Origin of the sequence: Thermosulfurimonas sp. (assembly GCF_015491435.1) — a bacterium.
Classification (GTDB): Bacteria; Desulfobacterota; Thermodesulfobacteria; order Thermodesulfobacteriales; family Thermodesulfobacteriaceae; genus Thermosulfurimonas_A.
Genome location: NZ_WFVX01000072.1, coordinates 1 through 22220 on the forward strand (window position 1 = coordinate 1; position 22220 = coordinate 22220).

Genomic DNA, 22220 nt, shown 5'->3' on the forward strand with positions numbered 1-22220 from the left:
ATCATCCGCAGCTGAAAAGCGGGAAGATCTGTCCCTATGTCCAGGGATTCCCCTGGGCCCTGCCTTCCTCCATACGAATGGAGGAATACGGTGCCGAAATGAAAGACCGGGCTCAGGAGTTCGGCCCCATATTCCTCCATTCGTATGGAGGAAGGCAGGGCCCAGGGGAATCCCTGGACATAGGGACAGATCTTCCCGCTTTTCAGCTGCGGATGATCCGAGGGAAGATCGGTGATCTGGGGCACGAAGATGCGTTTCACTCCCTGGCGAAGGAGATCCAGCACATGCCCGTGGGCCAGCTTCACCGGGAAACAGGTCTCCGCAGCCACGATCTCGCACCCCAGCTTGATGAGTTCCTTGCTGGTGGGAGAGGAGAGCACCACCCGAAAACCCAGTTCCTGAAACAGGGTCACGAAAAAGGGAAGTCTCTCCCAGAAGAAGAGGGTGCGCGGGATCCCTATCTCTCCCCGGGGGAATTCTCCCTCTTTGCGCCAGTAAGAAAGCAGGCGGGCCTCCCTTTCCCGCACCGGATTGGGTAGATCGGCCGGGGGCCTGCGATGCTCCACCTCGTAACGCTCACAACGTCCTCCGTAATAGTAGGGCTGCTGCCCTTCTATGGAGACCTTGTGAATCTCGCAGCGGTTGGGGCAGGCCTTGCACTCGAAGGTGGAAATTTGATACCGGACCCGGCTGAGATCAAAACCCCGGAAGCGACTCTGGGTCCAGGTGCGTTCTTTTTTGGCCAGAAGGGCCACCCCCATGGCCCCGGTTACCTCGTGATGGGGAGGTACGGTAATGGGCCGGCCGAGCACCTTTTCAAAGGCCGCCACCATACCCTGATTGAAGGCCGTAGCCCCCTGGAAGAAGATCTTGCGGCCGACCTTGCGGTCCTCCACCACTTTATGAAGATAGTTGTAAACGATGGCGTAACAAAGCCCGGCGATGAGATCCTCTTTGGGAAGCCCCTGCTGTTGATAGTGCAAAAGATCCGATTGCATGAACACCGTGCAGCGTTCTCCCATCTCCAGAGGGGCCTGACTTTTGAGGGCCAGCTCCCCGAATTTCTCGATGGGTACCCCCAGACGCACCGCCTGTTCTTCCAGAAAAGAGCCCGTTCCGGCGGCACAGGCCTTGTTCATGGTAAAATCCACGATGGTTCCGCCTTCCAGCCGGATATATTTGGAATCCTGCCCCCCGATCTCGAAGATGGTATCCACCTCCGGATCCAGAAGGAGGGCTCCCAGGGCCTGAGCGGTAATCTCGTTCCGGATCACGTCTGCCCCCACGAAATCCCCCACCAGATAACGGCCGGAACCCGTGGTCCCCACCCCCAGGACCTCCACTCCGGAGGGAAGCTTCTCCGCCAGCCGCTGAAGGCCCTCCTTTACACTCTCCAGCGGTTTTCCGTGATGGAGCATGTAGATCTTGGCTACCAGATGTCCCTCCTCGTCCAGAGCCACCAGTTTGGTACTCACCGACCCCACATCTATTCCCAGATAGATCCGCCGGGCCTGGCCCCGGGGGGATTCGGCGGGAAGATATTGCGAACGAAAGGGGGTAAGCGGAGGGAAACGCTTGGGAGCGGGTTTCCGCTCCCGGAGATAGGCCCGCAGGATCTCCGCTCCCCGATAGGGAGAGGCCGCCTTTCCGTCCAGCCCGTAAAGGGCCGCACCGATGGCCCCCATAATCCCGTGATATTCGGGGATGATGAGTTCCTCCTCGGAGAGACCGAACACCTCCCGGATCGCCCGGCGCACCCCCAGATTGGCCGCTACGCCCCCCTGAAAGACCACCGGAGGTTCCACCTTCCGTCCTTTGGCCAGGTTACTCTTGAGGTTGCGCACAATGGCGAAACACAACCCGGCGATGATCTCGTGATCCGGTACCGCGGCCTGCTGGAGATGAATCATGTCCGACTTGGCGAACACCGTGCAGCGCCCGGCAATGCGCGGAATATTCTCCGCCTTAAGGGCCAGACGGCTGAACTCCTCAATGGAATACCCCAGACGGGCCGCCTGCTGTTCTAAGAAAGCCCCCGTCCCCGCGGCACACAGGGTGTTCAGGGCAAAATCCCCGATCCGAAAACGTCCTTCTTCGTGCTTGATGAAGATGAGCTTGGAATCCTCTCCCCCGATATCTATGATGGTCCGGGCCTCGGGATGAAAATGCTCCACCGCCCGGGCGTGGGCCATGACTTCGTTGACAAAAGCCACCCCCAGAATCTGGGAAATAAATTTCCCGGCGGTCCCGGTACAGGTGATTCCGGTGAGTTCCGAACCGAAACGTTCCTCCACTTCCGAAAGCAGTCTTTCGGCGGTCTCCACCGGTTGACCGTGGGTCTTCTGATAAACCCTGTGGATCAGATGACGATCTTGGTCCAGCACAGCCACCTTGGCTGTACCTGAACCTACATCCAAACCCACGTAAAAACCCATGAGACCCCTCCCCTTCTTTCCATGGGATTGCTAGAACCTTTCCGGGTCGTTCTATCTAAAGGTAGTTTTAAAAGATTCCTCCGACAAGATTTGAAGGAGTTTTCGGTAAAGGTCTTCTCCCCGATCCTCCGCGGAGACCCGAAAGGTTAACACGGATATTCCCCGGGCCCGGTAAAAATCTTTGAGGGGCAGGGTGCGTTTTTGGTACCATTCCAGCTTCCGGAGGATCAATTCCTCGGTATCGTCCTCGCGCTGACGCCGGTCGCCGGCCGGATCCCGGGCCAACCGCTCCCTCAGGGTATTCTCGTCCACGGCGAGCTCCACCGCCAGCCGCAGATCCACCCTGGTTAAAAGATCCCGGGCCTGTCCTTCGTGGCGGGGAAGACCGTTAAGAAGAAGGAGATCCTCTGCCCGGGCCCCCTTCCGCCCCAGAAAGGCCTTCAGGATCTTTTCCGCCAGATAGAAGTGTTCATTCTCCAGGAGCAATCCTTCGGAAAGCACCCGCCGGATGAAATCTACCTCTTCGGGGGTAATCTCCGGAGGCACCTGCCCCTGAGCGATACGTCTCAGTTCGGCTCCGAAATCGAAGTGCCACACCCGGCAGCCGTAAAGACCGCGTCGCTCCAGGATTTCGCCCAGAGGGGTCTTACCGGCCCCGGTAGGACCTAAAAGATGAAGGGCTTTCATGGCATAAGGGCCTGGACAAAAGCCCGGGGTTCAAAGGGTGCGAGATCCTCCATCTTCTCCCCCAGCCCCACAAAGCGGATGGGGAGGCGGAAAAGATGGGCCACGGTAATGGCGATCCCTCCCTTGGCGGTCCCGTCCATCTTGGTAAGGATGAGGGAATCCAGGCGTACCGCCTGTCCGAAGAGCTTGGCCTGACTCACCGCGTTCTGGCCGGTGGTGGCATCCAGGACCAGGATATTCTCGTGCGGTGCCTCCGGGATCACCTTTCCGGCCACCCGGACCATCTTTTTAAGTTCCTCCATGAGATTGTATTTAGTGTGGAGACGACCGGCGGTATCCACCAGGACCACATCCACTCCCCGGGCCTTGGCGGCCTCAAGCCCCTGATAGACCACCGCCCCGGGGTCAGCTCCCTGGGCCTGGCGAATCACCTCGAACCCCACCCGCTCCCCCCAGGTCACCAGCTGTTCTATGGCCGCGGCCCGAAAGGTATCCGCCGCCACGGCCAGAACGGAAAAACCCCGTTCCTTAAGGTGCCAGGCCACCTTGGCCAGGGTGGTGGTCTTGCCCACACCGTTTACCCCGATGAAAAAGACCACCGCCGGAGAGGCCTCGGGGGGGAAGGGAGGGGTGGGGAGATCGAGCATGCGCAGGATCTCTTCCCGAAGACTCCGTTTGAGTTCGCTCACCTTCAGGGGCTCGCCCAGGAGAAGCTTCCGGCGCGAAGGCTCCAGCAGACGATTCACCGTTTCGATACCTATATCCGCGGTGATGAGTAGTTCCTCGAGTTCCTCGAGAAAGGCCTGATCCACCAGACGGTCCACCTCAAAAAGCTCGGCCAGGCCTTCCTTGAGACGCTCGCGGGTCTTAGTAAGTCCCTTCTTAAACCTGTCCCAGAGCTTCTTTTCCTCGGCCGCTTCTTCCGCCGGCTGGACCCCGGATTCGGCCGGAGGGGGGGTAAGCGGTGAGGTTTCCGGCGGCGGGGACTCCCTCGAGGGAGATTCCTGTATCGGGGTCTCCGGAGAAGTGCCCTCCGCCGAAGGAATCTCCTCGGTCTTTTTCTTAAATTTGCGCCTAAACCACTTGAGCATGCAGAATCCTCGCGCTAAAAGTTGGTTTCATAACTTTATTACCTCTCCGGGTCGGTGGCAAGAAAGGCCCTCCAGGGGCTTGGAGAGAGGAGATTTTAGGGGTAAATAAAGACGGACGAGGGCTAAGATGGACCTAGAACTAAAACTCCTACCTGCGGAGAAGCGACGGCCGGTTCCGGAGCTCAAAAATCTGGTCTTCGGCCGCCTCTTTACCGATCACATGTTTGTAATGGAGTACGATTGTGAAAGAAAGTGGCATGCGGCCCGGATCGAACCCTATGCCCCCATCAGTCTGGACCCGGCAGCCATCGTTTTGCATTACGCTCAAACCATCTTCGAGGGGCTCAAGGCCTACTGGGGGGTGGATGGAAGGATCCGCCTTTTTCGGCCCTGGGAAAACATGCAGCGTCTCAACCGGGGAGCCGAACGCATGTGCATGCCCCGGGTGGACGAGGAATTCGTCCTTTCAGCCATAAAGAAACTGGTCTGGATAGATCGGGCCTGGATCCCCCGGGAAAAAGGGGCCGCTCTCTATATCCGTCCTTTCATGTTTGGTACCGAACCCTCTCTGGGGGTCAAACCCAGCCATACCTATCTTTTCATGGTTATCCTCTCCCCGGTAAGTTCCTATTATCAGGAAGGGTTCAATCCGGTAAAGATTTACGTCACCGACGAATTCGTGCGGGCTGCTCCCGGAGGAACCGGAGAGGTAAAGGCCGGAGGTAACTACGCCGCCAGTCTCAAAGCCGCTGAAGTGGCCAAAAAGAAGGGCTATACCCAGGTTCTCTGGCTGGACGCTGTGGAACGGCGGTATGTAGAGGAAGTGGGAACCATGAATATCTTCTTTTATTTCGACGACGAACTGGTTACCCCGGCCCTTTCCGGAAGCATTCTCCCCGGAATCACCCGGGACTCGGTCCTCCAACTGGCTCGCCACTGGGGGCTCCGGGTTTCGGAAAGGCGCATAAGTATCGATGAGGTGATCGAGGGTATCGAGAACGGAAGGCTGAGAGAGTGTTTCGGGACCGGCACCGCAGCGGTGATCTCCCCGGTAGGGGCCCTTTACTACCGGGGGAAGGAGTACCTAATAAATCAGGGGCAAACCGGCCCCCTGGCCCAGAAGCTATTCGACGAACTTACTGCCATTCAATACGGAGAAAAGGAAGATCCCTTCGGCTGGGTTACCCTGGTAGAAGGCTAAAAATCCACGATCTTTCGGGCCTTGGCCAGTTCCCGTTGGACAGCCGCGGCTTTATCCAGATCGAAATCGGCCAGTTCCTCCTCTCCCAGATCCCGATATACCTGACTGCGCGCCATAAAGGCCGCAGCATACATGGGTTCGAGGTCTATGGCTCGGTTGAAAAACTCCAGGGCCCTTTCCAGAAGCCCTCTCTTATCTTCCTCCTGCTGCGCCAGCTGACTGCGTCGATAAAAGATCTGACCCATGCGAAAATAAAGCCGGGGATTTTCGGGGTCCAGATCCAGGGCCTTGTTGAGATCGGCCTCGGCTTCATCCAGACGTTCCAGTTGCAGATAGGCCGCAGCCCGGGCCTGATAGGCCTTGGCCATGCCGGGATCGGCTTCAATGGCCCGGGTAAGCCATTCGATGGCCTCGGTGAACTGTTTTTTGAGCAGGAGAAAAGCTCCTTCTTCGAAAAGCTCCTCCGGGGTCATACCGACCTCCGCCCAAAGATTTTTCCACAGAATATCCTCTCCTGTGGCTTTCCACAAGCTTGAGTTTTACCGATCTTTAGGTAAGTTTGGAAATAAGGAGGGGTGCCCGAGCGGTCGAAGGGGGCGGCCTTGAAAGCCGCTGAGGGCCTCAGCGCCCTCCGGGGGTTCGAATCCCTCCCCCTCCGCTGGGCTTGATCTCTGAAAGAAGAGCCGATAAACTGGAAGAACCCCGGGAGGGGTGGCCGAGTGGTCGAAGGCGCTCGCCTGCTAAGCGAGTGTGCCGGCAAAACCGGCACCGTGGGTTCGAATCCCACCCCCTCCGCCAGTCTATTTCCCCGCCGGCGTAGCTCAACTGGCAGAGCATGGGATTTGTAATCCCAGGGTTGAGGGTTCAAGTCCCTCCGCCGGCTCTTAGAGCCTCGTTTATCCCAAAACCCTAACGTGGCCCCCTATGGCTTGATGGAGCCGCGGACAGCCAAGACGGGGCCCTGTTAGGCCCCTATGTGGGCGATAATGGTTTTAAGGACCTGGTGAAAGCCGGGGTTAAAGAGGGTGAAGCCTGCAAGCATGATGACGGCAAGGACTTTGAGCCACACCCGGACAAGCTTAATTTCTCCTTCCAAGCGGGCCATATCCTCTCTCACGGAAGCGATCTCTAGGTTAAGTTCGTTCTTTAACTCTGCTAGATCCGCCTTGGTCACCAGCTCTCTGGTAAGCTCCTCCTTGATCTCGGCCTTGACCACTTCCTTCTGGGCCTTGGCCTCCTCCCGGACCGCTCCTAGGCCCTCCTCTAGGGCACGGATTACCTTCTCCGCACGCTCCCGGTCCGGGATCGCTTCCTCGATCACCTTTACCACGTCATACGGAAGCGCCATGCCCATGTTTTTATAGTATGCCCTTACTTCTCCCTCGGTCAATCCTTCCCGGAAAGGGCCTCAGATAGCCTCAGAATCACTTTTCTCTCTTCGGATAGGTGGAAGTTAGAAGTTTCAGGCAGCCTTAAGGCCGGCCCCGGATTCCTGTCCCTCGAATCGGGTAAGGAAGGGACGACCGTGTTTTCTTTCCCAGGCCTGTTTGATCTCGCTAAAGGTAAATACCGCGGAAAACGCGTAACCCCGGGAGACAATCGCCTCGCGCCCCCCTTCCTCGCGATCCACCAGCACCACCACCCTGGCCACCTCCAGCCCGGCCTCCTCCGCCCTTTGGATGGCCTTCAGCACGGACCCACCGGTGGTAACCACATCATCCACGATCAAGACCCTCATGCCGGGGGAAACATAACCCTCGATCCAGCGCTGGGTTCCGTGCTGCTTGGGCTCCTTTCTGACGATGAAGCCCTCTACCGGAATCCCCTTAAGCCCGGCATAGGCGCATACTGCCAGGACCAGAGGGTCGGCCCCCAGGGTAAGCCCACCCACCGCGTGAATCTCTTCCTCTTCGATCTTCTCCCAGATGGCCTTCCCGATGAGGGGCACAGCCGGAGAGAAAAGGGTTACACGTTTACAGTCAAAGTAATAAGTACTGCGCTTCCCGCTGGAAAGCGTGAATCCTTTTTGGGGATCGTAAAGCAGGGCCCTTTCCAGGATAAGATCCAGCAGTTTTTCCCGCTCCATAAGCCAACCCTCTTCGGGATGCAGAGCAGGTTACTATTTTAGCCCTTTCGGGTCAAGAACCAAGACAAATCACCCGGCTCACAGGTAGCCCAGGGCCTCCATGTGTCCCAGGCGTTCCTCCTGAACCTCCCGGATCAGGGACCCTACATGGTCGAGGTTGCGGATAACCAGGGCCACCAGCCGGGGGTCCAGGGCCGAACCGGAAAGATCGTTCAATATTTGGGAGACCTTCTCCGGGGGCATGCCCCGGCGATAGGGGCGATCCTCTAAAAGAGCGGTGGTAATATCGGCCACCGCCAGGATCCGCGCCCCCAGGGAGAGTTCCCGGGCGGTAAGTCGCGCCGGATAACCCCTTCCGTCCAGACGTTCGTGGTGCGAGGAAGCCCAGAGATTGATAACCTCAAAATGGGGAATCCTTTCCAGAATCCGGTAGGTCACAAAGGGATGAGCCTTCATTACCGCCCATTCTTGAGGGGTGAGAGGACCGGCTTTGTCCAGAATGCTCTCCGGCACGGAAAGTTTTCCCAGATCGTGAAGATATCCCGCCACCAGGAGTTGATCCCGCAGGTAATCCCTGAATCCCATCTCCTCTCCCAGCCACACCGCCAGTCGAGCCACCGCAGCGGAATGGATCCGGGTGAAGGGACTCTTCAAATCCACCACCAGGGCGAACAGGGCCGCCAGAGAAACCAGGTCCCTACAGGTTAAATAGGTGGAATATTCCACCTGAAAGGTTACCTCCGTTTCCGATCGGAGGCGTTCCAGTCTCAACCAGAAGAGTTCCTTTTCGCCCAGCTCCCGAAGGGCCTGCAGTAGCTCCGGAGCGAATTCCTCCTTAAGGGCTCCCAGGTCCTCCAGGAGCGAAGGGGCATAGAGAAGGAGCGGACGAAGGACCCGGGCCCGGACCTCGATACGGTCCGCAAGGTGGATAATGTTGCCTCCCAGGGCGGTGGAATAATCCGGGCCCCGGCCCAGTTCCTTCCAGGGAGTGTGATGATAGAGGATGAATTCCGCCGAACGACGCAGAAAGGGAAATCTCCTGAGCATCTGATAGCCGAGCCGGGCGTGTTTTTCCAGGACCCCGGGGATCTCGTCAAAGGCCAGCTGTTTTTCCTTGAAGGTAAAGAGCCCCAGATCGTGAAGGGCCGCGGCTATCACCAGGGCTTCCAGCTCCGCGCCCTTAAAACCGAGCTGACGCCCCAGAAGACGCGTAAGATAGGAAACCCGAATCTGATGTTTGGCTACCCTGGGATCTACACTGTCCAGCGCCTCGGAGAGGGCGAAGATGATGCTCTCTAAAGGGATAAGGGCCTGATCAAGGGACATGAGCCAGCTTTTCCAGGGCCTGGCGAATCCGGGAAACGGCCTCCCGAAGGGTCTCCAGGCCCTGAGCAAAAGAAAGCCGTAGAAACCGATCCTCACCGAAGGCCACCCCGGGGACCGCCGCCACCCGGGCCTCCTCAAGCAGATATTCGGCCAGGGATACCGAATCCCTTATTTCCCGGCCGGACGGGGTCCTGCGGCCGTAAATTCCGGAAAAATCCGCAAAGAGATAAAAGGTCCCCTGAGGACGAACCGGATGCACCCCGGGAATCTGCTTCAGGGCTTGATACAGGAATTCCGCCCGTTCGGCAAAGGCCCGCCGCATCCTTTCCACACAATCCTGAGGACCGGTAAGGGCCGCCACCGCGGCCTTCTGGGCAAAGGCCGTGGCGTTGGAGGTGCTCTGCCCCTGGAGTTTGGTCGCAGCTTTAATTATCTCTTCCGGACCCACCGCCCATCCGATACGCCATCCGGTCATGGCGTAAGCCTTGGAAACCCCGTTCACCAGCAGAACCCGGGGACGCAGATCCGGAGCCACGGAAAGGATATTCTCCGGAGGCTGACCGTCAAAACGCAGTCGATCATAAATATCGTCGCTTATAACCCAGAGGTCCTTCTGCCGCACGATTTCCGCCACCGCAGACAAAAACTCCCGGGAATAAATACAGCCGGTGGGATTGGAGGGACTGTTCAGGATAACCCCGCGGGTGCGCTCACTTACCCGCGCCAGGATCTCCTCGGGCTCGGGTTCGAAATTCTTTTCCGGTCTTCCGGTTACGATTACCGGCACCCCTCCGGCCAATTCCACAATGGGGGGATACGAAACCCAGTAAGGGGAAAAGATCAGCACCTCGTCCCCGGGATCAAGAAGGGTCTGGGCCAGATTATAAAGGGCCTGTTTGGCCCCGCAGGTGATCAGCACCTCCTCGGGCCGATATTTAAGGCCATAATCCTGCTCCAGACGGAAACATACCGCCTCCCTCAGTTCCGGAAGGCCCGCCGCGGGAAGATAACGGGTGAAACCCTGATCCAGGGCCTGTTTGGCGGCCTCCCGAATATGTTCAGGGGTATCAAAATCGGGTTCTCCGGCCGACAGATTGAGCACGTCCACCCCCTGGGCCCGAAGGGCCTTGGCCTTGGCATCCACCGCCAGAGTGGCCGAGGGTTTCAGCTGGCGAATCCTCGAGGAGAGCTTCATCACTTGCACCTCTTCGGGGCGTAATCCCTCGCTTTCCATTTTTTATCGTAAATTATCTCCCGAAGGAAGAGCCCCTGAGGCGGAGCCGGGGGAGGAGCCACCGAACGATCCCGGGCCTCCAGAATGGCCCGGAAATCCTCGGGGGTAAGCCTTCCCCGTCCCACCTCCACCAGGGCTCCCACCAGATTGCGTACCATATAGCGCATAAATCCGCGCCCGGTGATCTCAAAGCGAAGCACATGGGCCATTCCCACCGCCCGTTTAAAGGTGGCCTCATAAACCGTGCGCACGGTGCTCTTCAGATCGGTCCCGGACTTCCGAAAACTGGCAAAGTCTTTTTCTCCCACAATGAAGGGCAAACAGGCCTTCATGGCTTCCAGATCCAGGGGTTCCGGTACCCACCAGGAATAAAGCCTCAGGACCGGATTACGGATGGGATGGTTGTAGATCTGATAAAAATATGTCTTACGCAGGGCATGATGCTGGGCGTGGAAACGAAAATCCATCTCCTCCACCCTAAGAATAGCGATATCCCGCGGAAGAAGGGCATTCAGGGCCCGAAACAGGGTCTCTAAATCGCGCTTACTGGTGGTATGGAAATGGGCCACCTGTCCCAGGGCATGAACCCCGGCATCGGTACGCCCTGCGGCCCGAAGTTTCACCCTGTGCCCCAGGATCTGACGCAGCGTATCCTCTAAAACCCCCTGAATGGTCGGACCCTGCTTCTGACGCTGCCAGCCCAGATAATTCGTTCCGTCGTAAGCGATAACCAGCTTAATATTGCGCATAATTCAGGGAAAAACCGGACTCCGGGGGAGCCCCAGGTCTTCCGGAAAACCGTACATCAGGTTCAGATTTTGCAGGGCCTGACCGCTGGCCCCTTTGATCAGATTATCGATGGCGGAAAAGAGGAGCAAACGCCCGGTGCGGGGATCGAGCTTAAGGCCCACCTGGCAGAGATTGGTGCCCCGGACCGCGGCTACCCGGGGAAACCTCCCCCGGGGAAGCACCTCCACAAAGGGACTGGAGGCGTAAAATTCTCTCAGGAATTCATGGATTCGCTCCTCCCCTTCCCGGGGATAGACGTAGATGGTGGCCAGAATGCCCCGCTGCATGGGCGTAAGGTGAGGGGTAAAGATCACCCGAACTTCCCTACCCGCGGCCCGGGCAAGCTGGGCTTCTATCTCCGGAGTGTGTCGATGGGCCGCCACCCGATAAGCCCGGAAATCCTCGTTCACCTCACAGAAGGAGAGCGATACCTCGGCCTTGCGTCCGGCTCCGGAAACCCCGCTTTTAGCGTCAATAATAATATCCCGGGCTTCGATCAGCCCCTCCCGGAGCAAAGGCAAAAGGGGTAACAGAGCCGCCGTGGGATAACAGCCGGGATTGGCCACCAGACGGGCCCGGCGCAGATTCTGGCCATAGATCTCACTCAACCCGTAAACCGCTTCCCCTAGAAGTTCCGGGTAGCGATGGGGAACCTCGTACCAGGTTTCATAAACCGCGGGATCCGGCAGACGAAAATCCGCTGAAAGATCAATCACCCTCAGGCCCTTTTTCAGAAGTTCCGCCGCCATCTCCTGGGCGGTGCCGTGGGGAACACAGAGAAAGGCCACCTCGGCCTCGGAAGCGATCCTCGCCGGATCCGGAGGGACCATCTCCAGTTCGTAAGGCAGAGGAGAGAAACCCCAGTAGGCGGATAAAGTCTTACCAGCCTCGCGCCGGGAGGTGGCCAGGACGACTTTTATCTCCGGGTGGCCGCCGGAAAGCCGCAATAACTCCAGACCCGTATATCCTGTGGCCCCTACCACGGCCACCCGAACCATGGGCATCGCCCCCTGAGGGAAGGTGATTACCGTTTGGAGTACTGCTGACCGCGGCGGGCCCCCCGCAGACCGTACTTCTTGCGCTCTTTGACCCGGGCATCCCGGGTAAGCAGCCCGGCCTTTTTCAGGGGAGGCCTGTAATCGGGGTGATAGGCGGTCAGGGCCTTGGCAATGCCGTGACGAATAGCCTCGGCCTGCGCGTTCTTACCCCCGCCCTTTACCGTACAATATACATCAAACTTGCCCTCGGTTCCGGTAAGCCGGAAAGGCTGCTCCACGATGTACCGGGCCACGATATGATCGTAAAAATATTCGTCAAAATCCTTCTGATTAACCACTATCCTGCCGCTTCCCGGAGTAATCCATACCCGGGCAATAGCGGTCTTGCGCTTTCCGGTGGCATAATATCTCTCCTGGGTCTCAGCCATAACCGAATCACCTCCTAGAGTTCAAGGGGTTTGGGATTCTGGGCCTGATGAGGGTGTTCCGGACCGGCGTAAACCTTGAGCTTCTTGAGCAACTTGCGTCCCAAACGATTCTTGGGAAGCATCCGTTTTACCGCCAGCCGCACCAGCTCCTCGGGTTTGGTCTCCAGCATCTGCCGGGCGGTCCTCAGTTTAAGGCCTCCCATGTAGCCGGAATGCCTCCAATAGACCTTCTGATCCCATTTCTTGCCGGTGAGTTTTATCTTTTTCGCGTTAACCACCACGATAAAATCTCCCAGATCCAGATGGGGCGCAAAGTGAGGTTTGTGTTTGCCCCGCAGACGTTTGGCAATCTCGCTGGCCAGACGCCCCAACACCTTCCCCGAAGCATCCACCACGTACCATTCCCGTTGAGCCAGAGCCTCCTCCCTGGTAGGCATGGGTGTTTGCGGCGTAAAAATATCCATAACCTCAACCCCTTTCCAGAATTACGGCCTCTTTACTAAAAAACACTCCCTCCCCTTTGTCAACCCGCTTCCGCGGTCGTGCCCCCTTCCACCCTCGATTGGTCCCTTGACAGAGAAAGAGGGAGAGAAGATAGTTTTTATAGAAATGCGCGATGTTTATCGGCTTACCGAACGACAGGAACAGGTTCTGGCTCTGGTAACCGAGGAATATATTGAAACCGCGGCCCCGGTGGGATCCCGGACCGTGGCCAAACGTTTCCGTCCGCCGCTCTCCCCGGCTACCATTCGCAACGTCATGGCCGATCTGGAGGATCTGGGGCTCCTCACCCAACCTCACACCTCAGCCGGGCGCATTCCCACCGAGGAGGGATTTCGCTATTACGTGGAACACCTCCTTGAACCCGAACCCCTTCCCCGCGAGACCACTCACCTCATTGAGGCCCGTCTCTCGGAAAAGGAGTTAGGACAGAGCTGGGGGGAGTTGCTTCGCGCGGTAAGCAACATCCTTTCGGATCTCTCCGGTTTTCCGGTGATTGTCACCACCCCCAAACTGGAATTCGAGAAACTGGTAAAACTGGATTTTGTCCCCCTTTCCCCGGGAGTAATCCTGGCGGTAGCGGTAAGCGCCTCGGGAATGGTCATTCATCGCGTCTTCAATGTTCCCGAGGAGTTCCCGGTCCGGGAGATCGAAAAACTGGCCCGCCTGTTGAATCGCCGTCTGCCCGGGTTGACCCTTCAGGAGGTGCGGGAGGTGATTTCCTCGGAGCTCGAAAGCGAAAAGGAGTTTCTGGAACACTTTCTGACTACCCTCTCGGAAGAGGGAGAGGAACCGCTGGTGGAGGGGCTGAATCGTCTGCTGGATCTTCCGGAGTTTCAGGATCTTTCGCGTCTCAAGGAAATCCTGCGGGCTTTTGAGGAAAAAAATCTTCTCCTACAGCTTATCGATCGCTGTCTGGAGGCCTCCACCCCTCAGGTGCTGATCGGGGAACCCGGAACCGCCTGTCCCTTTAAACATTGCGGGGCCATCGTGGCCTCCTACACCTACCGGGAAACCCCGGTGGGAGGGGTGGCCATCGTGGGCCCGGTACGCATGGCTTATTCCCGGCTCCTCCCCCTGGTAGATTTCACCGCCCGCGAACTCTCCCGCAGACTGGACAAGTTATCCTCCTGAACTTAACTTCTTTTTGGCGAAAAGATCCGGACAAAGCGAGGAGGCCTATGATCCCGGTAACTCCTAAACCCGAGGAAGTTAAAGAGGAAAAGGATACGACGCGCTCCCAGGCCGCCCAGGAGGCAAAGGAAGAACGCCTGGAGGTCTCCCCGGAAGAGTGGGAGAAGCTCCAGGAGGAGCTTAAGGTGTGGAAGGAAAGGGCCCTGCGCTATGCGGCAGAGATGGAAAATCTTAAAAAGACGGTCAAACGGGAAAAGGAAGAATTCTACAAGTATGCCCTGGAGCAGGTCTTCAGGGAACTTTTGCCCTCCATAGACAACCTGGAGCGGGCGTTAGAGGCAGCGGAGCAATCCGGTGAGACCAAGGCCCTCATCGAAGGGGTGGCCCTTACCCTGAAAGGCCTTATCAACACCATGGAAAAATTCGGGCTCCAGCAGTTTGAGGTGGCCCTGGGAGAGGCCTTCAATCCTCACCACCATGAGGCCCTGCACGTGGAGGAGACCGAAGAACATCCGGAGGGCACGGTGGTGAGGGTTTATCAAAAGGGATATAGGCTTCACGACCGGGTACTCCGACCGGCCCTGGTAGCCGTAGCCACCCGACCCTCCCGCAAAAAAGAATCCGATTCCGAAACTCAGGAGGCGTCGAGCGACGCCTCGCAAGAGCATAAATCTCAGTAGGAGGTAAAGGAAAATGGCGGAGAAGGAAAAAGCCACCGGTCCCATTGTGGGCATCGATCTGGGCACCACTAACTCGTGCGCGGCCATCCTCAAGGGCGGTGAACCCGAGGTCATCCCCAATCGTGAAGGGACCAGGACCACCCCCTCGGTGGTGGCCTTTCAGGAAAGCGGTGAAATCCTGGTGGGGCTGCTGGCCAAGCGCCAGGCCATTACCAACGCCGAAAACACCATCTTCGGCATCAAACGCCTGATGGGGCGCAAGTACGACGACCCGGTGGTCCAGGAATGGGCCAAGCGGGTACCCTACAAGATCGTAAAGGCCCCCAACGGAGATGCCCACGTGGAGGTAAGGGGTAAGCGATACAGCCCTCCCGAGATCTCGGCCATGGTGCTGCGCAAGATCAAAGAGGACCTGGAGGAATACCTGGGCCAGCCGGTAAAGGATGTGGTGATTACCGTCCCGGCCTATTTCGACGATAGTCAGCGGCAGGCCACCAAGGACGCCGGCCGGATCGCCGGGCTCAATGTGCTCCGTATCATAAACGAGCCCACCGCGGCCTGCCTGGCCTACGGACTGGACAAGAAGAAGGAAGGCACGGTGGCGGTCTTTGACCTGGGAGGCGGAACCTTCGATATCTCCATCCTGGAGATCGGCGAGGGGGTCTTTGAGGTCAAATCCACCTCCGGCGACACCTTCCTCGGCGGTGAGGACTTCGATATGCGCATCGTGGATTATATCGCCGAGGAATTCAAGAAGGAACACGGGATCGATCTGCGTCAGGATCGCATGGCCCTCCAGCGCCTCAAGGAGGCCGCGGAGAAGGCCAAGATCGAGCTTTCCACGGTTACGGAAACAGAGATCAACCTTCCCTTTATCACGGCCGACGCCTCCGGGCCCAAACACCTGGTCATGAAGCTCACCCGGGCCAAACTCGAGGCCCTGGTGGAGGACCTCATCGATCGTCTGGAGGAACCCTGTCGCATCGCCATGAAAGACGCCGGGATCACCCCCCAGGATATCGACGAGGTGATCCTGGTGGGGGGTATGACCCGGATGCCCCGGGTGCAGCAGAAGGTTAAGGAAATCTTCGGCAAGGATCCGGTCAAGGGAGTGAACCCCGACGAGGTGGTGGCCATGGGCGCGGCCATCCAGGCCGGGGTGCTCAAAGGGGAGGTCAAGGACGTATTGCTGCTCGATGTAACCCCGCTTTCCCTGGGGATCGAGACCCTGGGTGGGGTCTTTACGGTGATCATCCCCCGGGGCACCACCATTCCCACCCGGAAGAGCCAGATCTTCACCACCGCGGCGGACAATCAGACCTCGGTAACCATCCATGTACTCCAGGGCGAGCGCCCCATGGCCGCGGACAACAAAAGTATTGCCCGCTTCGAACTGGTGGGTATTCCTCCGGCGCCGCGGGGGGTCCCGCAGATCGAGGTGACCTTCGACATTGATGCCGACGGGATCCTCCATGTCACCGCCAAGGATCTCGGAACCGGGAAGGAACAGTCCATCGTGGTGAAGCCCTCCTCCGGTCTCTCCGAGGAGGAGATCCAGCGGATCATCAAGGAGGCCGAGGCCCACGCCGAAGAAGATCGCCGGCGCAGGGAGCTGGCCGAGGCCCGCAACCAGGCCGACAGCCTCATTTACTCCACCGAGAAGTCCCTGCGGGATCTGGGGGACAAGGTCCCCGAAGACCTGCGTAAGGAGGTGGAGGAAAAGATCGCCGAACTGCGCAAGGCCATGGAGGGTACCGATCCCGAGGCCATCCGTCGGGCTACGGATGAACTCACCCGGGTCTCCTATCGCCTGGCGGAGATGGTTTATAAGCAGACCGGAAGCACGCAGTCCGGCACCGGAACAGGGACCACCGGTCCCACCGGCGGTGAGGAGAAGAAGGGCGGCGGAGACGAAGTAATCGACGCCGACTTTGAAGAAATGAAGTAAGTCCTGAGAAGGAAGTTCCTGCGTGAGGGGGGCAGATGCCCCCCTTTTTTATTTTCGGCGGGTGGTGAGCTGATGTGCCAGCCGGGCCATGGGATCCGTAGAGGTACTCTCTCCCAGATCCCCCAGTTTGGTGCGAATGGGGGGTTCCTCCCCTCCTCCCTTTTCCCTCCACCAGGGATACACAATGCCGGCCAGCCGGTGTAAAAGGACCCCCTCTGCGGAAAGGAGAAACAGGGCCAGGATCAAACCGGCCATCCTTTCCAGGCTGTCAAAGTAGCCGGTGGCGGCGAGCATGGCCGTAGAGGCTGCCGGGGGATGCAGGATCCGGAAGGAGACCATAACCAGGGCCGCCAGGGCCATGGCTCCGCTGGCGAAAAGGGCCTGAAGCAGGGGTAATCCCCGGTGAGAAAGGGCCTGAGGGAAAAAGCGGGCAAGGATAAGGTAGGCCGCCAAACCGCAGATAAGGGCCGAGAGATGTCCCAGAATACAATTGCGGGGCCAGGACATGGACCGGGCCGGGGAATAAAAGATCAGGAAGGCCGTGGGACCCAGCACCGGAAAAAGGAGGGACCATTTCAAAAAATAAGCCACCGCCCCCAGGGTGCTCAGACTTACGAAACTGGCGATCAAGACATAGAGGGCGGTCAGACGCTGCGTCTTGCCCCGGGTGGCCAGATAGAAAAAGCGCAAACGCGAGAGTTTAGCCAGTTGCCACAAAAAACCAGGCATGGTTATATACTAGCATGTTCCGGATATTTAAAAAATTTTCCCAGTACGCCACCCTCCTTACCGGAGATTTTGTTCGCATTTTCAAGGATTTCTCTCCACCGCCCCTGCCCGAGGTGGTGGCCCGGGTCCTGGATCGTCTCTCCCATCCGGAGGTCACTCCGGCTGAGGTGGCCCCTCTTATAGAGAAAGACCCGGCCCTGGCGGCCCAGGTCCTCAAACTGGTCAATTCGGCCTTCTTCGGGCTTTCCCGTTCCATCACCAGCATCCGGGAGGCCACCACCCTGCTGGGGCTTAAAGAGATCAAGAGTCTGGTCCTTTCCTACGGAGTGGTTCAAACCATAAAAGACCCCCACCGGGAAGGCTTCGATATTGCGGTCTTCTGGGAGGACTCCCTGTTCCGGGCCCTTTTCGCCCGGGAGGTAGCTCGACACCGTGGCTTCCAGCCAGAGGAAGCCTTCTCCGGGGCCCTGCTGGAGGACGTGGCCCTTCCGGTGCTTCTAACCAACTGGTACGAGGGATATCGCCGGGTTTATGAAACCTGGCAGGCCGACCGCTCCCGATCCCTCCACGAAGTGGAAAGAGAAATGCTCTCCTGGGATCACGCCCAGGCCGGGGCCTGGGTGCTCCGTAGCTGGAAGCTTCCGGATGTGCTGGTCTGTTGCGTGGGGTTACACACCCATTCCCTGGTCCAGATCGCCGAAATGGGATTCCTGGAGACCCCCATCGGAGCGGTGGCCCTGGCCTCCAAGATCCCTTCGGTAACCACGCCTCAGGCCCTGGAGGAATTAAAGGCCGAAGCCCCTCTGCTTCGGCTTTCCCTGGAGACCATAGCGGCCCTCGCTGAAAAGGTCCTGGACACCTTCGGAGAGATTGCCTCCTGTCTGGGGCTGGAGATCAGGCCTCCGGTAGCGGTGGTAGAGGCTCTCCGGGGTTAAGGAGATACACCATCTCCTCCTCCCTCACCCCTCCCAGGTCCTGAAAATACAATCCCGGCTCCAGGGTTATGACCTGTCCGGCCCGGAAGGTACGCCTACTGCGATAGGAAACCGAAGGGGCCTCGTGAACCTCCAGACCGACTCCGTGTCCCAGGGCGTGAAGATAGTGTTGAAGCACCCCGGCCTGCTGGAAAAACTGTCGCACCCGGCGATCCGCCTGAGCTATAGGAAGACCGGGTTTGAGAAAAGGGCGCGCCTTCTCTTGGGCCTTGCGTACCAGATGCAGAGCCTCCCGCAGCCTTTCCGGGACCTGCCCCAGGAAGAAAGTCCGGGTCAGATCCGAACAATAACCCTTATATCGCACCCCGAGATCCACGATCACCGCTTCCCCTTCCCGGAGAAGACGATCGGTGGGTTCGGCATGAGGACGCGCGGCATTGGGGCCTCCGGCCACAATCGGAGGGAAAGAAGGCCCGTCTCCCAGGTGATGACAGAGTTCCAGGATGCGCCAGGCCATCCTCTTTTCCGAGATTCCCGGATGGATTTCCTGTTCCACGATCCGAAGGATCTTGCGCGCCCGGGCCTCGGCCTCCCGGATAAGGAGGATCTCCTCCGGAGACTTTATCTCCCGCCATCTTTCGATCACCCCGGATACCCCCCGAAAGCGCACCTCCGGCAGGGCCCGCCGCAGGGCCTCCATCCTTCCGCAGGAGATGAAGTTCTCCTCGTAAAAGAGCTGACGAAGTCCCAGCCTCCGTATCAGGGCAGCCAGGGTCTGGATGAGACTCCTGCGGTAGATGAGGGCTTCAAAATCTCGGAGTTCCCGGGCCTCTTCCTGATAGCGAGGGTCGGTAAGGATGAAGGCCTCAGCCGGGGTAACCAGGAGCAACCCCGCTGTCTCCTTGAGACTCACATCCTGGGCCTTGAAACCCGAAAGATAGCGCCGGTTTTCCGGAGAGGAAACCAAGAACCCTCCTCCACCCTTGCGTTTGAGCCAGCTTCGAAGACGCTTAAGCCTTTCCGGACAGGACACGGGCACCCTCCTTGAGAATCCCGAAAGCCACCTTCTCCTTGGGACCGAACAGTCTCAGGGGTTCGGATAGATGTTTTCCCAGGAGAAAGATTTCGGTCTCCCGGGCCTCGAAAGCCGAAAGGGGATTGGCTGCTACCAGATCGAATCCTTTATCCAGGAGCTTTTTCCGGGCCCGTAGAAGAAGCTGAGAGGGCTCCTCCAGGGCAAATCCGATGCTTACCTGATGGGGGCGTTTGCGGGCGTTGAGTTCCCGGGCAATATCCGGGGTGGGAACAAGAGAGATCTTCTCCGGAAGGTTTTCCTTGGGGATCTTTCCGGATAAGACTTCCGCCGGGGCCAGATCGCAGACCGCAGCGGCGAAAACCACCAGATCCGCTTCCGGGAAGATCTCCCCGGCCACCTGAAGCATTTCTCGGGCGGTGGTTACCGCGTAGGTCTTAACGCCAGGCGGAGGAGAAACGGATAGCGGGCCGTGCACCAGATGGACCTCGGCTCCCAGGATGAGCGCCGCCCGGGATAGGGCCACCGCCATGCGCCCGGAAGAAGGATTGGAGATGAAACGCACCGCATCCAGGGGTTCCCGGGTGGACCCCCCGGTGATGAGGACCCGTCGTCCGGAAAGAAGGGAGGGAGTCAACAGCTTTTCCACTTCCAGGAGCAAGTCCTCGGGCTCGGGCATCCGTCCGGGCCCCTCTTCCCCGCAGGCCAGAGTTCCTTCCCCCGGAGGCACGATATGATAACCGAAGCTCCGAAGGCGTTCCAGGTTTTCCTGGGTGGCCGGATGTTTGAACATATGGGTGTTCATAGCCGGAGCAAGCAATACCGGAACCTGAGAGGCCAGGATAACCGCGATCAGAAGATCCGAGGGTTCCCCCCGGGCCAGTTTGGAGAGAAAGGAGGCCGTAGCCGGAGCCACCACGATGGCTTCGGCCCAGGCTGCCAGGTCGGTATGGGGGATAAATCCTCCCTGGGGGGCCAGAAAGTCCCGCTGGGTAAAACACCGATCCCTAACCAGGGCCTCGAAAAGAAGCGGAGTAACAAAGGCCTCGGCCCCGGTGGTGAGAACTACCTTTACCTCCGCCCCCTCCTTTCGCAGGAGACGGGCCAGTAGCGCCGCCTTGTAAGCGGCAATACCCCCGCAGACCCCGAGGATAATCCGCCGTCCGGAGAGCATCAGTACGCGGTGGTGGAGGAAGGAGGAGTCTCCAGGCTCTCGCTGGCCCAGATCTTTATCTCCACACTTCCCAGAGTGGTTTCCTTGATGTAGATGAAACAACTCCCGTTGGGACGGCGGAAAGCCAGCAGGATGTGTCGATAGCGGATACTTCCCATCTGATGCCACCCCCGGGCCGCCAGCTGTCTTTCAAAAAACTTGATCAGGGAATCCGCGGTCACCCGACCCCGGGCCACCAGAAACCCCCCTACATAGGTGGGAGTCTTCACCACCAGGCTCTGATCCTGATCTATCTTCATCTCGCTGGGAAGGACAATATCCGGAAAATCGGTGGTAATCAGCACCGGCCGGGGAGCAGGGGCCTTGGTTACCGGTGCCTTATGCCCCTGCCCCAGGGTGGTGCAACCCGCAAAAAAGAGAAAAAGGACCCAGGTTAGGATCAGATTCCTTCTGGACATCTCGGCCTCCTTACCGGAATTCTTTTTATACATAGATTAGCATCCGGGAGCCCCCTTTCCAATCAGTCCCGATGATAGGGATGTCCGGAAAGAAGGGTAAGGGCCCGATAGAGGGTCTCCGCAAAGACCAGCAGGGCCAGCTCGTGATGAAAGGTAAGAGGAGAAAGGGAAAGTTGAAAATGGGAAGCGGAAAGAAGTTCCGGACACAGTCCCTCGGGGCCACCGGCCAGCACCGTGATACGACGCCGGGACGGAAGGAGATTCTCCAGCCAGCTGGCAAACTCCCGGGTGGAAAAGAGCTTCCCCCTTTCCGTAAGGGCCACCAGATAGTCCCCGGGGGACAAATGTCTTTTCAGGATCCGTCCCTCCTTTTCCGGTCCTCCCGAAGCCTTGGGGAAAAGGGTTTCGAAGTGGAGATACGGACGAAGGCGTTGAGCATAAAAATCCAGCCCCTCCCGGATGAAGGGATAACGCAAGGGGCCGGGAGCCAATAGGAGAAGACGAACCGGCCAACGCATGGTATAAGAGTAGTGAATATGGCCGAAAAGGAAAGACTCCTTTCCCAGATACCGGCGGTTCATCTGGTGGCCGAGGAGCTGGCCCGAAGACATCCGGGGCATCCGGCCGTCTTTTACACCCGGGCGGCCCGAAAGGCCACCGAAGGCCTGCGTCGGGAGATCCTGGCCGGGCGTCTCCGGGAATTGTCTGCGGAGATCATTCGCAAGGTCGCCGAGGAGAGCCTGGAGGAGGTCCTGCGCCCCAGCCTGCGCCCGGTCCTGAACGCCACCGGGGTGGTGGTGCACACCAATCTGGGGCGGGCTCCTCTGGCCGAGGAGGCCCTTGAAGCCATCCTTTCCGTGGCCCGGGGGTATTCCAATCTGGAATATCGTCTCTCGGAGGGGCGGCGAGGGAGTCGTTATGAACACGTGGAAGAACTGCTCCGTGAACTTACCGGAGCCGAGGCGGCCCTGGTGGTAAACAACAACGCCGCAGCGGTCCTCATCACCCTGAACACCCTGGCCCGGGGGAAGGAAGTAGTGGTCTCCCGGGGGGAACTGGTAGAGATAGGGGGCTCTTTCCGGATGCCCGAGGTTATGGCCTGGGCGGGTTGCCGTTTGCGAGAGGTGGGCACCACCAACCGTACCCATCTTCGCGATTACGAAAAGGCCCTGAACGAGGATACGGCTCTGTTGATGAAGGTCCACAAGAGCAATTACGCCCTGGTGGGATTCACCAAAGAGGTTTCCGGAGCGGAACTGGCCGAGTTGGCCCATAAATACGGTCTTCCGGTGGTGGAGGACCTGGGAAGCGGCTGTCTGGTGGACTTTTCCCGTTACGGAATACGGAAAGAAC

At 58.6% G+C, this 22220-nt stretch carries 23 protein-coding genes and 3 tRNA genes; 9 read left to right on the forward strand and 17 right to left on the reverse strand.

Annotated features, from left to right (window positions below):
• From F8J34_RS03270 to ftsY, 3 genes are all read right to left on the reverse strand, one after another.
• A partial coding sequence (locus F8J34_RS03270) for an acyl-CoA dehydratase activase (protein WP_297056491.1) occupies nt 1–2435 on the reverse strand: 2435 nt, incomplete at its 3' end.
• 51 nt (nt 2436–2486) lie between these two features.
• The gene (locus tag F8J34_RS03275; RefSeq protein ID WP_297056493.1) at nt 2487–3122 is read right to left on the reverse strand and encodes a nucleoside monophosphate kinase; all 636 of its coding nucleotides are present in this window, start codon (nt 3120–3122) and stop codon (nt 2487–2489) included.
• On the reverse strand, nt 3119–4213 hold the full coding sequence (ftsY, locus tag F8J34_RS03280) for a signal recognition particle-docking protein FtsY (RefSeq protein ID WP_297056495.1): 1095 nt from the start codon (nt 4211–4213) through the stop codon (nt 3119–3121). The genes F8J34_RS03275 and ftsY overlap by 4 nt, the downstream gene beginning before the upstream one ends.
• A 127-nt stretch (nt 4214–4340) precedes the next feature.
• On the opposite strand from ftsY, the gene F8J34_RS03285 reads away from it, so the two are divergent.
• On the forward strand, nt 4341–5414 hold the full coding sequence (locus F8J34_RS03285; RefSeq protein WP_297056497.1) for a branched-chain amino acid aminotransferase: 1074 nt from the start codon (nt 4341–4343) through the stop codon (nt 5412–5414).
• On the opposite strand, the gene F8J34_RS03290 is transcribed toward F8J34_RS03285, so the two are convergent.
• Entirely contained in the window at nt 5411–5887 is a 477-nt protein-coding gene (locus tag F8J34_RS03290) for a tetratricopeptide repeat protein (RefSeq protein ID WP_297056499.1), read from the reverse strand. The two genes, F8J34_RS03285 and F8J34_RS03290, sit on opposite strands and share 4 nt — an antisense overlap.
• A 96-nt stretch (nt 5888–5983) precedes the next feature.
• Here F8J34_RS03290 and F8J34_RS03295 point away from each other — a divergent pair.
• The 3 genes from F8J34_RS03295 (at nt 5984) to F8J34_RS03305 (ending at nt 6297) form a co-directional block, all read left to right on the forward strand.
• A tRNA-Ser gene (locus F8J34_RS03295) sits at nt 5984–6072 on the forward strand.
• A gap of 47 nt (nt 6073–6119) precedes the next feature.
• A tRNA-Ser gene (locus tag F8J34_RS03300) sits at nt 6120–6212 on the forward strand.
• A gap of 12 nt (nt 6213–6224) precedes the next feature.
• Nucleotides 6225–6297: transfer RNA gene (locus tag F8J34_RS03305), tRNA-Thr, on the forward strand.
• A gap of 81 nt (nt 6298–6378) precedes the next feature.
• Here F8J34_RS03305 and F8J34_RS03310 read toward each other — a convergent pair.
• The 8 genes from F8J34_RS03310 to rplM form a co-directional block, all read right to left on the reverse strand.
• Entirely contained in the window at nt 6379–6804 is a 426-nt protein-coding gene (locus F8J34_RS03310; RefSeq protein ID WP_297056501.1) for a hypothetical protein, read from the reverse strand.
• A 72-nt stretch (nt 6805–6876) separates the two neighbouring features.
• A complete protein-coding gene (pyrE, locus tag F8J34_RS03315) occupies nt 6877–7500 on the reverse strand; it encodes an orotate phosphoribosyltransferase (protein WP_297056503.1) in 624 nt (207 codons plus the stop codon).
• A 78-nt stretch (nt 7501–7578) separates the two neighbouring features.
• Nucleotides 7579–8826: an HD domain-containing protein gene (locus F8J34_RS03320; protein ID WP_297056506.1), complete on the reverse strand. Its 1248-nt coding sequence runs from the start codon at nt 8824–8826 to the stop codon at nt 7579–7581.
• Entirely contained in the window at nt 8816–10021 is a 1206-nt protein-coding gene (locus tag F8J34_RS03325; RefSeq protein ID WP_297056508.1) for a pyridoxal phosphate-dependent aminotransferase, read from the reverse strand. Before F8J34_RS03325 ends, F8J34_RS03320 begins: the two co-directional genes overlap by 11 nt.
• Nucleotides 10021–10809, reverse strand: a complete 789-nt coding sequence (truA, locus tag F8J34_RS03330) for a tRNA pseudouridine(38-40) synthase TruA (protein WP_297056510.1) — start codon at nt 10807–10809, stop codon at nt 10021–10023. The genes F8J34_RS03325 and truA overlap by 1 nt, the downstream gene beginning before the upstream one ends.
• Before the next feature lie 3 nt (nt 10810–10812).
• On the reverse strand, nt 10813–11853 hold the full coding sequence (gene argC / locus F8J34_RS03335) for an N-acetyl-gamma-glutamyl-phosphate reductase (RefSeq protein ID WP_297056513.1): 1041 nt from the start codon (nt 11851–11853) through the stop codon (nt 10813–10815).
• A gap of 20 nt (nt 11854–11873) precedes the next feature.
• Complete coding sequence (gene rpsI / locus F8J34_RS03340; RefSeq protein ID WP_297056515.1) at nt 11874–12275, reverse strand: 30S ribosomal protein S9; 402 nt, start codon at nt 12273–12275, stop codon at nt 11874–11876.
• Between the two features lie 14 nt (nt 12276–12289).
• A complete protein-coding gene (rplM, locus tag F8J34_RS03345; RefSeq protein ID WP_363315409.1) occupies nt 12290–12739 on the reverse strand; it encodes a 50S ribosomal protein L13 in 450 nt (149 codons plus the stop codon).
• A gap of 145 nt (nt 12740–12884) precedes the next feature.
• Here rplM and hrcA point away from each other — a divergent pair, with 145 nt between their 5' ends.
• From hrcA to dnaK, 3 genes are read left to right on the forward strand one after another with little or no spacing between them, the layout of a single operon-like run.
• Nucleotides 12885–13910: a heat-inducible transcriptional repressor HrcA gene (gene hrcA, locus F8J34_RS03350; protein WP_297056517.1), complete on the forward strand. Its 1026-nt coding sequence runs from the start codon at nt 12885–12887 to the stop codon at nt 13908–13910.
• Between the two features lie 47 nt (nt 13911–13957).
• Nucleotides 13958–14590 (forward strand): nucleotide exchange factor GrpE, encoded by a 633-nt coding sequence (gene grpE, locus F8J34_RS03355; protein WP_297056519.1) that lies wholly within the window; start codon nt 13958–13960, stop codon nt 14588–14590.
• A gap of 13 nt (nt 14591–14603) precedes the next feature.
• Nucleotides 14604–16538: a molecular chaperone DnaK gene (gene dnaK, locus F8J34_RS03360; RefSeq protein ID WP_297056520.1), complete on the forward strand. Its 1935-nt coding sequence runs from the start codon at nt 14604–14606 to the stop codon at nt 16536–16538.
• Between the two features lie 48 nt (nt 16539–16586).
• On the opposite strand, the gene F8J34_RS03365 is transcribed toward dnaK, so the two are convergent.
• Nucleotides 16587–17267, reverse strand: coding sequence for an HPP family protein (locus tag F8J34_RS03365; RefSeq protein ID WP_297056522.1), 681 nt, complete (start codon nt 17265–17267; stop codon nt 16587–16589).
• A gap of 14 nt (nt 17268–17281) precedes the next feature.
• Here F8J34_RS03365 and F8J34_RS03370 point away from each other — a divergent pair, with 14 nt between their 5' ends.
• Nucleotides 17282–18202, forward strand: coding sequence for an HDOD domain-containing protein (locus F8J34_RS03370; protein WP_297056524.1), 921 nt, complete (start codon nt 17282–17284; stop codon nt 18200–18202).
• Here the strand turns inward: F8J34_RS03370 and F8J34_RS03375 are convergent.
• The 4 genes from F8J34_RS03375 to F8J34_RS03390 all read right to left on the reverse strand — a co-directional run bounded on the left by F8J34_RS03375 (nt 18162) and on the right by F8J34_RS03390 (nt 21385).
• Nucleotides 18162–19235: a Xaa-Pro peptidase family protein gene (locus F8J34_RS03375; RefSeq protein ID WP_297056526.1), complete on the reverse strand. Its 1074-nt coding sequence runs from the start codon at nt 19233–19235 to the stop codon at nt 18162–18164. The two genes, F8J34_RS03370 and F8J34_RS03375, sit on opposite strands and share 41 nt — an antisense overlap.
• A complete protein-coding gene (gene coaBC / locus F8J34_RS03380) occupies nt 19213–20409 on the reverse strand; it encodes a bifunctional phosphopantothenoylcysteine decarboxylase/phosphopantothenate--cysteine ligase CoaBC (RefSeq protein WP_297056528.1) in 1197 nt (398 codons plus the stop codon). The genes F8J34_RS03375 and coaBC overlap by 23 nt, the downstream gene beginning before the upstream one ends.
• Nucleotides 20409–20867 carry a hypothetical protein gene (locus tag F8J34_RS03385; RefSeq protein WP_297056530.1) on the reverse strand — a complete coding sequence of 153 codons (459 nt, stop codon included), beginning with the start codon at nt 20865–20867 and terminating at the stop codon, nt 20409–20411. The genes coaBC and F8J34_RS03385 overlap by 1 nt, the downstream gene beginning before the upstream one ends.
• A 62-nt stretch (nt 20868–20929) precedes the next feature.
• The gene (locus F8J34_RS03390) at nt 20930–21385 is read right to left on the reverse strand and encodes a 23S rRNA (pseudouridine(1915)-N(3))-methyltransferase RlmH (RefSeq protein WP_297056532.1); all 456 of its coding nucleotides are present in this window, start codon (nt 21383–21385) and stop codon (nt 20930–20932) included.
• Between the two features lie 18 nt (nt 21386–21403).
• Here F8J34_RS03390 and selA point away from each other — a divergent pair.
• Nucleotides 21404–22220 (forward strand): L-seryl-tRNA(Sec) selenium transferase (gene selA, locus F8J34_RS03395; RefSeq protein WP_297056533.1); only part of this gene is annotated, 817 nt, incomplete at its 3' end.

Excerpts from the sequence above, each read along its gene's own strand:
- F8J34_RS03275 (WP_297056493.1), bottom strand. The coding sequence starts at position 3,122 with ATGAAAGCCCTTCATCTTTTAGGTCCTACCGGGGCCGGTAAGACCCCT.
- F8J34_RS03365 (WP_297056522.1), bottom strand. The coding sequence starts at position 17,267 with ATGCCTGGTTTTTTGTGGCAACTGGCTAAACTCTCGCGTTTGCGCTTT.
- F8J34_RS03285 (WP_297056497.1), top strand. The coding sequence starts at position 4,341 with ATGGACCTAGAACTAAAACTCCTACCTGCGGAGAAGCGACGGCCGGTT.
- pyrE (WP_297056503.1), bottom strand. The coding sequence starts at position 7,500 with ATGGAGCGGGAAAAACTGCTGGATCTTATCCTGGAAAGGGCCCTGCTT.
- hrcA (WP_297056517.1), top strand. The coding sequence starts at position 12,885 with ATGCGCGATGTTTATCGGCTTACCGAACGACAGGAACAGGTTCTGGCT.
- rpsI (WP_297056515.1), bottom strand. The coding sequence starts at position 12,275 with ATGGCTGAGACCCAGGAGAGATATTATGCCACCGGAAAGCGCAAGACC.
- F8J34_RS03385 (WP_297056530.1), bottom strand. The coding sequence starts at position 20,867 with ATGTCCAGAAGGAATCTGATCCTAACCTGGGTCCTTTTTCTCTTTTTT.
- ftsY (WP_297056495.1), bottom strand. The coding sequence starts at position 4,213 with ATGCTCAAGTGGTTTAGGCGCAAATTTAAGAAAAAGACCGAGGAGATT.
- rplM (WP_363315409.1), bottom strand. The coding sequence starts at position 12,739 with ATGGATATTTTTACGCCGCAAACACCCATGCCTACCAGGGAGGAGGCT.
- coaBC (WP_297056528.1), bottom strand. The coding sequence starts at position 20,409 with ATGCTCTCCGGACGGCGGATTATCCTCGGGGTCTGCGGGGGTATTGCC.
- truA (WP_297056510.1), bottom strand. The coding sequence starts at position 10,809 with ATGCGCAATATTAAGCTGGTTATCGCTTACGACGGAACGAATTATCTG.
- F8J34_RS03390 (WP_297056532.1), bottom strand. The coding sequence starts at position 21,385 with ATGCGTTGGCCGGTTCGTCTTCTCCTATTGGCTCCCGGCCCCTTGCGT.
- F8J34_RS03325 (WP_297056508.1), bottom strand. The coding sequence starts at position 10,021 with ATGAAGCTCTCCTCGAGGATTCGCCAGCTGAAACCCTCGGCCACTCTG.
- F8J34_RS03370 (WP_297056524.1), top strand. The coding sequence starts at position 17,282 with ATGTTCCGGATATTTAAAAAATTTTCCCAGTACGCCACCCTCCTTACC.
- F8J34_RS03320 (WP_297056506.1), bottom strand. The coding sequence starts at position 8,826 with ATGTCCCTTGATCAGGCCCTTATCCCTTTAGAGAGCATCATCTTCGCC.
- F8J34_RS03290 (WP_297056499.1), bottom strand. The coding sequence starts at position 5,887 with ATGACCCCGGAGGAGCTTTTCGAAGAAGGAGCTTTTCTCCTGCTCAAA.
- grpE (WP_297056519.1), top strand. The coding sequence starts at position 13,958 with ATGATCCCGGTAACTCCTAAACCCGAGGAAGTTAAAGAGGAAAAGGAT.
- argC (WP_297056513.1), bottom strand. The coding sequence starts at position 11,853 with ATGCCCATGGTTCGGGTGGCCGTGGTAGGGGCCACAGGATATACGGGT.
- dnaK (WP_297056520.1), top strand. The coding sequence starts at position 14,604 with ATGGCGGAGAAGGAAAAAGCCACCGGTCCCATTGTGGGCATCGATCTG.